Genomic DNA, 12,648 nt, shown 5'->3' with positions numbered 1-12,648 from the left:
CCCAAAGCCGCATCGCCGACCAGCTCGGCATCTCCCAGATGCACGTCTCCCGCCTCATCAGCCGCAGCTGCGCCCGCGTCCGCGCCGAAGCGATGGGACGCTCGTCCTGAGCCAGGGTCAGCCGGTGCGCGGTCCGACCGGTACCTTGAGCGGCCGGGCCAGGCCCACCACGGCCTCGTCCAGCCGTTGAAGGTGCCGTAGCACGCGGTCGGTCACCCGGCCGTAACGCGGGGCGCGCAGGGTGCCCGGTTCCAGCATCGCCGCGATGCTGGAACCGGTCTCGATCGCGGGGGCCGGCTGCCGGCCGGCCACGTGGGCGGCGAGCGCCTCGATGTTGTGCACGATCCGGCGGCCGGCCCCGCGCAGCCGGGGGTCCGCCGCGATCGCCGGATGCGAGGGCAGCAGCTCCGCCGTCGCCGCCAGCGAACGCGCGTGGTACGCACAGGTCTCCAGGAGCGCCACCACGTACCGGGCGGTGTCCCGGCGGGACCGCAACGGGGCGATCGGATGGGTCAGTGGCTCGGTGGCCGCCCGCAGGTCGGCCAGGGCCTGGTCCAGGTCGCGGGCCTTCTCCACCAGGTCCACCGGCGGCGCCCCGCTCAGCTGCTCGGCAGCGGCCCGGGTGACGTCCGCCAGCCGGTCCAGCGTCTCCGCCAGCAGCTCGTCGGTGCGGTGGCCGGTGTGCACGGGCAGCACCACCGCGGCCGCGATCACCCCGCACACCGCGCCCAGCGCGGTCTCCTCCACCCGCAGCACCAGCACGTCCAGACTGAAGGTGTTGAGGAGGGTGTACAGCAGGCCCAGCATCGCCGTCACGAAGAACGACATCAGGGTGTACGACAGCGGAGCCGAGTAGAACATCGCGAAGACGAACAGCAGCACCAGCCCGAACGCCGTCCAGGTGTGGTGCCCCACCAGCCCGGCCAGGCCGATGCCGGCCACCACGCCGAGGACCGTGCCCAGCAGCCGTCGGTAGCCCTTGACCAGGATCTCGCCGGTGGACGCGGTGTTGATGAAGACGATCCAGCAGGTCAGCACCGCCCAGTACCAGCGCTGCGCGGACAGGAACTCGCCGCCCACGATGGCCAGCGACGAGCCGACCGCCACCTGCACCGCCGCCCGCGTGGTGGGCCGGCGCAGCCCGGTGGCCTTCTCGGGCTCGGGTTCGCTCTCCTCTGCGCCCCCGATGGCCGCGTCCTCGGCGTCCAGTTCCTCACGGGAGCGGGAGGTCGCCGGGGTGTCGTCGGACTCGTCCTGCGGCCCGTCCATGGCGATCCGCAGCCCCAGCACCGCCCGTGCCGTCTCACCGATGCCCCGGAAGACGTCCTGGACGGCGGGCGCGGCGGGCGGCAGGTGATCCTCCTCGCGGTAGCCGAGCAGCCGGTTGCGCAGCTGGGCCAGCGCGGTCCCGGACCGCGGTCCGGCCGAGCGCAGCACCAGCAGCCGCAGCGCCTCCAGGTCCAGCCGCAGCCGTCCCATCGACTCGTCCCGCACCGGTTCCCGAGCGGCCGACGGCAGCGCGGCCCCCGGCAGATGCAGGGTGAGGGTGTCGGCCCGGCCGGCGCCGCGGGCGGTGAGCAGCAGCAGACCGAGCCGCTCGGCGGCGATCTCGGCGTCCGCGATGCGGCGCTGCACCAGCCTGGCGACCGCCTCGTCGGAGGTGCCGTCCGCGAGCCGCCCCTGGATCAGCAGCGCCGTCTCGTGCAGCCGGGCGGTCCGTACCCTGACCTCCTCCACCGCCTTGTCCAGTTCGTCCGGACCGGCGTCCAGCAGGGCCGCCTGCGCGGCGACCAACTGGGCGAACCGGGCCCTGAAAGCGCGCCGCAGCCGGTCCAGGATGCCCGCCGGAGTCTGCCGTACGAGCAGGAAACGCGCCACGGCGGCGCAGCCGAACGCCACCGTGATCGCGACGTACAGGCCCGGCAGCGCGGGCACGGTCGCGTGCACGAACAGCGAGACGAAGTAGATCTGGAAGCCGATCAGACCCAGCGCGGTGCCCCGGTCGCCGAAGCGGCGGCCGTACACCGCGCAGAAGATGAGCGCCACGAAGAACAGGTCGCCGAGCACCACCTGCCGGTTGAGCAGCGCCCCCAGCGACACGGAGGCCAGCGCCACCGGCAGGCCGAGGGCGAGGGTGACGGCCTGCTGCGGGAGCTGCTTCTCGCGGATCGCGAAGGTCGCCACCATCGCCGTGATGGCCGCGGCCACCAGATGGAACACGGTCACCCGCAGGACCGCGAGGACGGCGAGCGCGAGGGCGATCGAGGTGACCGTGCGCAGACCGGCGGTGAAGCGGAGCAGCCCGGGGTCGACCGCCGCGAGCCGGCCCCACGCCTCCGCCCACAGCGGCCGCCGCCCCACCGCACCCGCCCGGCCGTGCCCCGCGTCGCGCGGTGACGTCACGCGGTGACGTCGCCGGGACCCTCGGCGCGCTCCCGTACCTGCTCCGGGGTCAGATACGTGTCCGTGTACTCGAAGTCCTTGAGCCGGGCGGGTTTGCGGGCCTGGAAGCCGGTGCGGACGAAGTCGTCACCGCCCAGCGCGTTCAGCACCCAGTTGGTCGCGACCCGGGTCTTGGCCACGTTGGTGCGCAGCGCCGACCAGTGGTAGCCGCGGGCCACCGCCTGCGCGGGCAGCCCGCGCAGCTCGATGCCCAGCGGCTTGGAGACCGCGTCGGTGCCGCCGAGGTCCACCACCAGTCCCAGGTCCTTGTGGACGTACGGGCGGAGCGCCTGGCCCCGCAGGGTGGCGATGACGTTGTCGGCGACCACCTTGCCCTGCCGCATGGCGTGCTGCGCGGTCGGCGGGCAGACCGCGCCCGCCTCGCCCTTCGCCTTGTCCGGCACGGCCGCCGCGTCGCCGAGCGCGAACACGCCGTCGTGGCCCGGCAGGCTCATCTCGGCGTTCACCGCGAGCCGCCCCTTCACCGTCTCCGCGCCCAGCGTGGCGATCAGCGGACTGGCGGCCACCCCCGCCGTCCAGATCAGCGTGTGGGTGGGCACCACCCGCCCGTCGGTGAAGGTGACCTCCTCGGGACCGGCCTTGTCGATCGACACCCCGAGGGACACCTCGATGCCGCGCCGGGCCAGGATCTCCTGGGCGCTGCGGCCGAGTTTGTCGCCCAGCTCCGGCATCAACTTCGGCGCGATGTCGATGAGATGCCACTTGATCAGCTTGGGGTCGAGGTTCGGGTAGCGGTGCAGCGCGGCATGGGTGAGCTTCTGCAAACAGGCCGCCGTCTCGGTGCCCGCGTAGCCGCCGCCGACCACCACGAACTGCAGCCGGGCCGCCCGCTCGGCCGGGTCGTCGCTGGCGTCGGCCAGGTCGAGCTGCGAGATGACGTGGTCGCGGATGTAGGCGGCCTCCGCCAAGGTCTTCATGCCGAAGGCGTGTTCGGTCAGGCCCGGGATGTCGAAGGTGCGGGTGACACTGCCCGGGGCCAGCACGATGTAGTCGTAGCGCTCGTCGACGAGCTTGTCGGTGATGGTGCGCACCACGCACACCTTGGACTTCAGATCCACGCCGATCGCACCGCCCGGAATGATCCGGGTGCGGTACTTCTTGCTGCGGCGCAGCGAGACGGCGATCGACTGGGGGGTCAGCACGCCCGAGGCGACCTGGGGCAGCAGGGGCAGGTAGAGCTGGTAGGAGAACGGGGTCACCAGGGTGATGTCGGCCTCGTCCGGGGCGAGTTTCCGCTCCAGGCGGCGTACGCACCCCACTCCGGCGAAGCCGGCGCCCACCACCAGGATCCTGGGTCGTGTCACGGTGTCCATCCCTTTCCGCTGCTCCAGAGGCCCGGATTCACGCCCTTCGGATGCCCCGGAACGCTTGCTTCGCACCACTTCGATCCCACCGTGCCCGACGCCGTTCCGCCAGCCGGGCGGCGCAGGCAGACGAACGCGTGGGCTCCAGCATGCCCTCGATCGTCCGGAGTAACCGGCTGACGTACAGATATGCGCCGCACTTCCGTTCGTTCTGCGACCGCCCCGCGGCGCCACGCACGCCAGTAGGGTGTCCCGCATGGCGCAGACCCGGCCCGGCACGGGCTTCCAGAAGCGGCACATCGACCCCGCCCGGGTGGCTCAGCTGGTGGGCGCCCTGGACTCGCAGGACGCCAATCCGGGGGTGCGGCGGCTGCGCGCCTGGGCCGAGGAGGCGCTGGCGGTACGGCCCGGCGAGCGAGTCGTCGACATCGGCTCCGGCACCGGCTCACAGACCCGGGCCCTGGCCGCCGCCGTCGGCCCGGACGGGGTCGCGATCGGTGTCGAGCCGAACGGCGGGCTGCGCGCGGTCGCCGAGGAACGGTCGGCGGACAGCCGGGCGCGCTTCACCGACGGCGACGCGCTCGCCCTGCCGATGCCCGACGGCTCGATGGACGTCGTCTGGTGCGAGCGAGTGCTCCAGCACCTCTCCGAACCGGACCGGGCGGTCGGCGAGATGGCCCGGGTGCTGCGTCCGGGCGGCCGGGTGGCGCTCCTGGACACCGACTGGGGCACCACCCTCCTGCACCCCGCCGAGCCGGACGTGGTGAGCGCGCTGATGTCCACCGTCCTGCGCGGTGCCAACCCCTACGCCGGGCGCCGTCTGCTCGGCCAGCTCGGCGCGGCCGGGTTCGTGGTGGACGACCGCGGCTCCCAGGCCCTGCTCCAGGACCACCGCACGGTCGCCTGGCCGCTGATCCGCATGCTCGGCGAGTCCGCGGTCCGCACCGGCACGCTCACCGAGGACCAGCGGGACACCCTGTACGCCGACCTCACCGATGCCGCCGGGCGGGGCGCCCTGCACATGTCGGTGACGATGTTCGGGGTGGTCGCCCACCGGCCCGGATGAGCCGCCGGGCTCCTCGGCCCACCGGCGTCTCACCAGGGCAGGAAGGCGTGGATGTCCTTGCCCGACTCGGTGACGACCACGCTGACCTGGTCGCACAGGGTGTGCAGCAGGTGCCAGCCGACGCCGCCCCCGCCGCTGTGCGGATGGAAGGGCCGCGGCTCGGGCGGGACCTGGCTGGTGTCGTGCATGGTGACGTGGACACCGTCGTAGGTACGGCGCATCCGCAGCTCGAAGGGGCCCGGCGCGTACTGCACGACGTTGGCGGCCAGCTCCGTCACCGCCAGCAGGATGTCGTCCCAGCACTCCGGCGCGGTGGGCGGCGCGACCCGGGCGAGGTCGGCCAGGTAGCCGTCCGCGGCGAGCCGGGCGCCGGTCACGTTGCTCAGCTCGCCGGGAAAGGAGACCGTACGGTCGAGGGTCTCTTCCCCAGATGGTCTGCGGTCCCGTGGCCCGGTCGGCATCTCGTCTCTCCCGGCCCGTGACGGGCCGTGCTCAGGGTGCTGATCTCTTCCTTCGCGGCGAGTGCCCGCAGGAGGGCAGGCTACGCGTGATCCGCTCAGCGGAACACGTCGTCCGCGTCGTCCCACTCGGCCGGCTCCTGCGAACCCGGCCGCCGAACCGCCCGCGAGCGGGCCTGGTACATGGCGTCGATCTCGGCCGCGTAGTGGTGCGCTATGGCGTCCCGGCGCAGCTTCATCGACGGCGTCAGCATTCCGTTGCCCGGGGCGAACGGCTCCTGGAGCACCCGGTAGACCCGGATCGACTCGGAGCGGGACACCACACTGTTGGCGGACGCGATGGCCCGGGCGATCTCCTCGCGCAGCGCGTTCTCCTCCCGCGCCTCGCGCTGGGGCGAGTCGCCCGGCACCGCCAGCGCTCCCCGCCAGTGCGCGAGGAAGTCCGGGTCCAGGGTGATCAGCGCGCCCACGCAGGGCCGGTCGTCACCGACGACCACCGCCTGGTGCACCAGCGGGTGCATCCGCAGCCGCTGCTCCAGCGGCGCCGGGGCCACACTCTTGCCGCTGCTGGTGATGATGACGTCCTTCTTGCGGCCGGTGATGGTCAGGTACCCCTCCGGATCGAGCCGCCCGATGTCCCCGGTGGCAAGCCAGCCGCCGCGCAGCGCGGCCCGGGTCGCGTAGTCGTCCCCGACGTACCCCTGGAACACGGACGGCCCGCGCACCAGGATCTCGCCGTCGTCCGCCACCTGGATCTGGGTGCCCGGCAGGGCCTGGCCGACCGTGCCCGACTTCTCACGGCCCAGCGGCTGCATGGTGATCCCGCCGCTGGACTCGGTCAGCCCGTACCCGTCGTGCACGGGAACGCCGATGCCCTCGTAGAACAGGGTGAGTTCACGGCTGAGCGAGGAGCCGCCGGAGGTGGCCCGCAGCACCCGGCCGCCGAGCGCCGCCCGCAGTTTGCGGTACACCGTGCGCTCGTACAGGGCGTGTTGCAGCCGCAGGTCGAAGCCGGGTCCCGCGCCCGTGCCCAGCCGCTGCCGCTCCTCGGCGGCGGCGAAGTCCCGCGCGGTCTCCACGGCCCGCTCGAACAGGGCGCCGCGACCCGACTGCTGGGCGGTCCGCAGGAACGTCTTGTACAGCTTCTCCAGCACCGACGGCACCGCGTACAGATAGGTCGGCCGGAAGGTGCCGAGCGCCGAGGCCAGCGCCGTCTCGGACGTCTCCGGCTCGTGGCCCATCAGGATCCCGCCGCGCAGGCAGATCACCATGATCATCAGCCCGTACACGTGCGAGAACGGCAGGTAGGCCAGGACCGAGGCCTGTTCGCCGGGGCGCGCGGCGGTGTGCCCCCAGCCGGCCAGCAGGGTGTCGCACGGGTACGCGAGACCGCGGTGGCTCAGCGCGCAGCCGAGCGGCCGGCCGGAGGTGCCGGAGGTGTAGGTGATGGCCGCCGTGGAGTCCGGCATGATGATCCGGCGCAGCGACTCCACCGTGGTCAGCGGGACGAACCTGCCCTGCTGCACCAGGTCCGGCAGTGCCCCGGAGTCCAGCTGCCACACGTGCCTGAGCCCGGGCAGGCCCTCGCAGACGGTGCCCACGGTCATGACCGCCGGCTCGTCCTCGACCACCACGGCCACACAGCGGGCGTCCCGCAGGATCCACTCGACCTGGTCCCGGGAGGACGTCGGGTGGATCGGCACGACCTCCGCGCCCACCGACCACAACGCCAGGCACAGTACCGTCCACTCGTAGCGCGTGCGCGCCATCATGGCCACGCGCTGTCCGGGCGAGATCCCCGAAGCGATCAGTCCCTTGGCCAGATCGACCACTTCGTCGCGCAGTTCGACCGCGCTGACCTCCTCCCAGCCCGCGGCCGGGTCGTCGGGCCGGCGCGCCAGCACCGGCAGGGTCGGGTTCCGGTCCGCCGTCTCGAAGATGCTGTCGGCGAGCCCGCCGGTCAGGGTCGAAGCGGTCGTCGGAGCGAGGGCGTAGTCGCGCATGCGCTGCTCCTGGTTGTACGGAGGGTGACCCTCCCGATCGGTACTGTCGTCGACGCGGGTCGAATCTAGCCCAGGGGAGCGCGCCCCGTGCCAGGAACGGTCAACTCGTGTCCGCCCGATGACATGCGCTCACCCCTGCGTACGGCGCACACACTCCACGACGACGTTCCGCAGGCTCCCGGTGCGCTCCAGGAACGAGCGCTGCTCGCGGGCCCCGGTCCCCCTGTGCAGCAGCTGTGCCAGGGCCTCCTCGACCCCGCTGGTGTCGCCGCTGTCGGCCAGCGCGGCCGCGGTGTGCGCCAGCAGCGCCCGCAGCACCTCGTCCGCCGGGCGCGGCCGCATGGTCACCGGATGCAGGAGTTCCGCCTCCAGTCCGGTGCGGGCGGCCTGCCAGGAGGCCATCCTGAGCATGCTCACGCTGTGGTCGAGCGGCGGCCGGCCGGCCCGCCAGTCGCGCGCGGCCGTCTCCACCAGGGCGCGGGTCAGCGCGGCGACGAGGACGGTGGTGTCGGCGCGCAGGCAGACGTCGGCCACCCGGATCTCCACCGTCGGATAGTGCTCGGACAGGCGCGCGTCGAAGTACACCATCCCCGGGTCCAGGATGACCCCGCTGGCCACCATGTCCGCGACCCGCCGCCGGTACCCCTGCGGCGTGCCGAACAGCTCGGTCGGCCCCGCCGACGGACCGCGCGCCCACAGCCGGCTGCGGAAGCTGGCGTAACCGGAGTCCCAGCCCTGCCAGAACGGCGAGTTGACACTGATCGCGCGCAGCACCGGAAGCCACGGCCGCAGCCGGTCGAGGACGGCGACACCCTCCTCGTCGGACTCCACCGACACGTGCACATGGCAGCCGCAGACGAACCAGTCCGTGGTGGCGGTCCCGAACCGTCCCGCCATCCAGTGGTAGCGGTCGTGCCGGGTGAGCGCGGGGGCCACGGGCACCGGGCAGGTGGCGAGCGCGGCGACCGCGCAGCCGATCTCCCCGGCGAGCCGGGCCGCCTCCTTGCGGCAGCGGGCGATCTCGGCGCCGAGGCCGGCCATGTCCCGTTGCGGACTGGTCGCCAACTCCAGCATCTGCCCGAAGAGTTCCTTCTGGAACACCAGCTGCCCGGGATCGTCCTGGGCGGCGCGGTCGAGGACGGCGGCCGCCTGGGGCATCGGCTCGCCGCTGTCCGGGTGGACCAGCAGGAGTTCTTCCTCCACTCCGACGGTACGCAGCAAGGGGAACCGCCCTCCGGCCGGGCCGCGACTGGGCGCGGCGGGGTCTTTCACCCGAACTGCCCCGCCCCGGCGCAGGAAACACGTGCGGGCGCCGTCCGCGGGCTACGGGGCGACAGGCTCAAGCCACACGGTGCCCAGCGGCGGCAGCGTCAGCCGCAGCGCCCCCTCGTCGGCGAGCAGCGGGCCCCTGCTGACGACGTCTCCGCCGCCGTAGCGCGCGCTGTCCGTGTTGAGGATCTCCCGCCAGACGGGCGTGCCCTCGGGCACGGCCAGACGGTAGCCGGGCCGGACGACGGGGGAGAGGTTGGAGACCGCCAGCAGCGGCCGGGCCTCGGCGTCGAACCTCAGGAACGCGAAGACGTTGTCCTCCGCGGCGTCCCCCAGGACCCACTGGAAGCCCACCGGATCCGTGTCGCGCTGCCACAGGGCGGGCCGGGTGCGGTACACGGAGTTGAGATCGCGGACCAGATCCCGGACACCCCGGTGATCGGCCTCGGCCGCGTACGCGGGGTCCAGCAGCCACCAGTGGGGCCCCTCGGCCTCCGACCACTCGCCGCCCTGGGCGAACTCCTGCCCCATGAAAAGCAGCTGTTTGCCCGGATGGGCCCACATGAAGCCGAGATAGGCGCGGTGATTGGCGCGTTGCTGCCACCAGTCGCCCGGCATCTTCGACACCAGGGCCTGCTTGCCGTGGACCACCTCGTCGTGGGAGATGGGCAGGACGTAGTTCTCGCTGTACGCGTAGACCATCGAGAAGGTCATCTCGTGGTGGTGGTACTTGCGGTGGACCGGCTCGTGGCGGATGTAGTCCAGCGAGTCGTGCATCCACCCCATGTTCCACTTCAGCCCGAAGCCCAGGCCGCCGCTGTCGGTCGGCCGGGTCACCCCGTCCCACGCGGTGGACTCCTCGGCGATGGTCACCACACCCGGCGCGCGCCGGTACACCGTCGCGTTCATCTCCTGGAGGAACGCCACCGCGTCCAGGTCCTCGCGGCCGCCGAACACGTTCGGCGTCCACTGCCCGGAATCCCGCGAGTAGTCGAGGTAGAGCATCGAGGCGACGGCGTCCACCCGCAGCCCGTCGACGTGGAACTCCTCGCACCAGTAGACGGCGTTGGCGACCAGGAAGTTGCGCACCTCCACCCGGCCCAGGTCGAACTCGTAGGTCCCCCAGTCCGGGTGCTCGGCCCGCCGGTCGTCCCCGGGCTCGTACAGCGGGTCCCCGTCGAAGCGGGCCAGCGCCCAGTCGTCCTTGGGGAAGTGGGCGGGCACCCAGTCCATGATCACGCCGATGCCGGCCCGGTGCAGGGCGTCGACCAGGTACCTGAAGTCGTCCGGGGTGCCGAGCCGGGAGGTCGGCGCGTAGAAGCCGGTGACCTGGTAGCCCCAGGAGCCGCCGAAGGGGTGCTCGGCGACCGGCATGAACTCGACATGGGTGAAGCCCAGGTCGTTGACGTAGGCGGGGAGTTCCTCGGCAAGCTGACGATAGGTCAGCCCCTGGCGCCAGGAAGGCAGATGGACCTCGTACACCGAGAACGGGGCCTCGTGCACGGGGGTGTCGCCCCGGTGCGCCATCCACTCGGCGTCGGTCCACTCGTGCCGCGCGACCGTCACGATCGACGCGGTCGCGGGCGGCACCTCCGTGCGCCGGGCCATCGGATCGGCCTTGAGGAACCGGCCGCCGTACCGGGAGGTGATCTCGAACTTGTACCGCGCGCCGTCGCCCACCCCCGGCAGGAACAGCTCCCACACCCCGGCCGCGCCCAGCGAGCGCATCGGGTACTGCGTGCCGTCCCAGCAGGTGAAGTCCCCTGCGACCCGCACGCCCCGGGCGTTCGGCGCCCACACCGTGAACCGGGTCCCGGCCACCCCGTCATGGGTCATCGGCTCGGCGCCGAGCGCCTTCCACAGCTGCTCGTGGCGCCCCTCCCGGATCAGATGCAGATCCAGCTCACCGAGCGCGGGCAGGAAACGGTACGGGTCGTGCACCTCGTGCTCGCCGTCCTCGTACGCGACGAGCAGGGTGTACGACGGCACCTCGGCGTACGGCAGCACGGCGGCGAAGAGCCCGTCGCCCTCCGACACCAGGGGGCTGCGCACCCCGTCGGCCAGCACGCTCACGGCGCGGGCCTGCGGGCGCAGCGCACGGAAGAGGGTGCCGCCGTCCACCGGGTGGGCGCCGAGCAGCGCGTGCGGATCGTGGTGGGCGCCCGCCAGCAGCCGCCCGCGGTCGGCCGCGTCCAGCGGCGGGGCCGTGGGACTGGAGGGTCCCGAGGGCTCGGGGAGCGTGGAGTCGCGCAATGCCATGAGGTCAGCCTCCCCAGCGGGCGAGCCGCTCGATCGCGGCCATCGGAACCGGAAGCCAGGCCGGCCGGTGCCGGGCCTCGTACACCACTTCGTACACCGCGCGGTCCGTCTCGTGGGCGCGCAGCAACGCGTGCTTCTTGCGCGGGTCCCAGCCCGCCCGGGCAGCGTAGCCCGCGCAGTAGGCCTCCCGGCAGCGGCCGGCCCACTCCGGGCGCCAGGGGCGGCGCTGCCGGGCCGCGTAGTCGAAGGACCGCAGCATGCCGGCCACGTCGCGCACCGGAGACTGCGGGCCGCGCCGCTCGGCGAGCGGCCGTGACGGTTCGCCCTCGAAGTCGATGACGAACCACTCGCGGTCCGCCCGCAGCACCTGCCCGAGGTGGAGGTCGCCGTGGATCCGCTGGGCGGGCGGGCCGCCGTCACAGGCGGCGAGCGCCTCGAAGGCGCCCCGCAGACCGGGCACGAACGGCCGCAGCACGGGCACCGCGTGCGCCGCCGCCTCCAGCCGCGCGGACATCGCCTCGGCCGTGCGGCTGTGTTCGTCGCGGCCGGCGGACGGGAAGGCGCCGGCCAGCGCGAGATGCACGTCGGCGGTGGCCCGCCCCAGCTCGTGCGCCTCGGTGGTGAACTCGTCCCCCGTCGCGAGCGCGCGCAGGGCCAGGGTCCAGCCGTCGGCCGCGTCGGGCAGGAAGGGCTGGAGCACCCCGAGGGTCGCGGGACTCGGTTCGGTGGTGCGGAACCAGGCCACCGGGGCCGGCACCCGGGCACAGCCCTGGGCCGCCAGCGCGCCGGGCACCTCCAGGTCCGGGTTGATGCCGGGCTGGATCCGCCGGAACACCTTCAGGATGTAGGAGTCGCCGTAGACGAGCGAGGAGTTGGACTGCTCGGCGGTCAGCAGCCGGGGTGCGAGACCACCGGGTATCCGGGCCTCGCGGGCGGTCTCGAAACGCAGCGGACCGGCGGTGCCGGGGACGCGCAGCCGTTCCAGCAGCAGCTCGGCGGCGCGTGGGTCGTGCAGGGCGTCGTAGATCGCGAACCCGGCCAGCGGGCCCTGTTCGGCCCGGCCGATGTACGCCCGCTCCAGCCGGGGCGTCCGGTGCGGGCGCACGCCGAGCAGCAACTGGTAGCAGTCGCCCGACGGGGAGGCGTCCCCGCCCGCGGAGTGGTCGGCGTGGACGAGCAGATGCAGGCAGCCGGGGAGGAGTTCGGTCACGGACAGCACGGACAGCTCCGTGACGGGCCGGTCCTTGCCCGCGAACCAGCGCTGCCGGGGCAGCCAGTCCCGCAGCAGTGCGCCCAGCGAGGCCAGCGGCCCGTCGAGGTCGAGGCCCGCGGCCGTGCTCCGGGGCAGGTCGACGGTCTTCGTCATGGTGACGCGTCCTTTCCTCGGCTCCGCACGCTCAGCGCCGGCGGCCGGTGCGGGAGGCGACTCGGGAGAGCCGGAACCAGTAGAAGCCGTGTCCCGCGAGGGTGAGCAGATACGGCAGTTCACCGATGGCGGGGAAGCGCACCCCGCCGATCAGCTCGACCGGGTGCCGGCCGTCGTAGGCCCGCAGATCGAGTTCGGTGGGCTGGGCGAACCTGGAGAAGTTGTGCACGCACAGGACCAGGTCGTCCTCGTACTCCCGCAGGAACGCGATCACCGCCGCGTTGGACGACTGGAGTTCGGTGTAGGACCCCAGTCCGAAGGCAGGATTCTGCTTGCGGATCTCGATCATCCGCCGGGTCCAGTGCAGCAGGGAGGACGGCGAGGACATGGAGGCCTCGACGTTGGTGACCTGGTAGCCGTAGACCGGGTCCATGATCGTGGGCAGGTACAGCCGCCCCGG

General features: G+C 72.9%; 10 protein-coding genes. 2 read left to right on the top strand and 8 right to left on the bottom strand.

What is annotated here, in order from left to right; all coding sequences use genetic code 11:
• A partial coding sequence (locus AB0958_RS42215; protein WP_366895811.1) for a sigma factor-like helix-turn-helix DNA-binding protein occupies positions 1 to 110 on the top strand: 110 nt, incomplete at its 5' end.
• Positions 111 to 117: 7 nt separating this feature from the next.
• On the opposite strand, the gene AB0958_RS42210 is transcribed toward AB0958_RS42215, so the two are convergent.
• The gene (locus AB0958_RS42210) at positions 118 to 2,361 is read right to left on the bottom strand and encodes an FUSC family protein (protein WP_366895810.1); all 2,244 of its coding nucleotides are present in this window, start codon (positions 2,359 to 2,361) and stop codon (positions 118 to 120) included.
• A gap of 38 nt (positions 2,362 to 2,399) precedes the next feature.
• Positions 2,400 to 3,776: an NAD(P)/FAD-dependent oxidoreductase gene (locus tag AB0958_RS42205; protein WP_366895808.1), complete on the bottom strand. Its 1,377-nt coding sequence runs from the start codon at positions 3,774 to 3,776 to the stop codon at positions 2,400 to 2,402.
• Positions 3,777 to 4,023: 247 nt separating this feature from the next.
• Between AB0958_RS42205 and AB0958_RS42200 the strand changes: the two genes are divergently transcribed.
• Positions 4,024 to 4,833 (top strand): methyltransferase domain-containing protein, encoded by an 810-nt coding sequence (locus AB0958_RS42200; RefSeq protein WP_366895807.1) that lies wholly within the window; start codon positions 4,024 to 4,026, stop codon positions 4,831 to 4,833.
• 29 nt (positions 4,834 to 4,862) lie between these two features.
• On the opposite strand, the gene AB0958_RS42195 is transcribed toward AB0958_RS42200, so the two are convergent.
• From AB0958_RS42195 to AB0958_RS42170, 6 genes are all read right to left on the bottom strand, one after another.
• Entirely contained in the window at positions 4,863 to 5,294 is a 432-nt protein-coding gene (locus AB0958_RS42195; RefSeq protein ID WP_366895806.1) for an ATP-binding protein, read from the bottom strand.
• A 95-nt stretch (positions 5,295 to 5,389) separates the two neighbouring features.
• On the bottom strand, positions 5,390 to 7,294 hold the full coding sequence (locus AB0958_RS42190; protein ID WP_366895805.1) for an AMP-dependent synthetase/ligase: 1,905 nt from the start codon (positions 7,292 to 7,294) through the stop codon (positions 5,390 to 5,392).
• Positions 7,295 to 7,423: 129 nt separating this feature from the next.
• Positions 7,424 to 8,512, bottom strand: coding sequence for a glutamate--cysteine ligase (locus tag AB0958_RS42185; RefSeq protein ID WP_366895809.1), 1,089 nt, complete (start codon positions 8,510 to 8,512; stop codon positions 7,424 to 7,426).
• Positions 8,513 to 8,617: 105 nt separating this feature from the next.
• Positions 8,618 to 10,822, bottom strand: coding sequence for a 1,4-alpha-glucan branching enzyme (gene glgB, locus AB0958_RS42180; RefSeq protein ID WP_366895804.1), 2,205 nt, complete (start codon positions 10,820 to 10,822; stop codon positions 8,618 to 8,620).
• 4 nt (positions 10,823 to 10,826) lie between these two features.
• Complete coding sequence (locus AB0958_RS42175) at positions 10,827 to 12,188, bottom strand: maltokinase (RefSeq protein WP_366895803.1); 1,362 nt, start codon at positions 12,186 to 12,188, stop codon at positions 10,827 to 10,829.
• Positions 12,189 to 12,219: 31 nt separating this feature from the next.
• The coding region (locus tag AB0958_RS42170) for an alpha-glucosidase C-terminal domain-containing protein (protein WP_366895802.1) at positions 12,220 to 12,648 on the bottom strand (429 nt) is incomplete at its 5' end.

The organism is Streptomyces sp. NPDC006655, from assembly GCF_040703965.1.
Lineage (GTDB): Bacteria > Actinomycetota > Actinomycetes > Streptomycetales > Streptomycetaceae > Streptomyces.
Note: the sequence above shows the minus strand (reverse complement) of the source record. Positions and strands in the feature narration are given on the sequence as shown.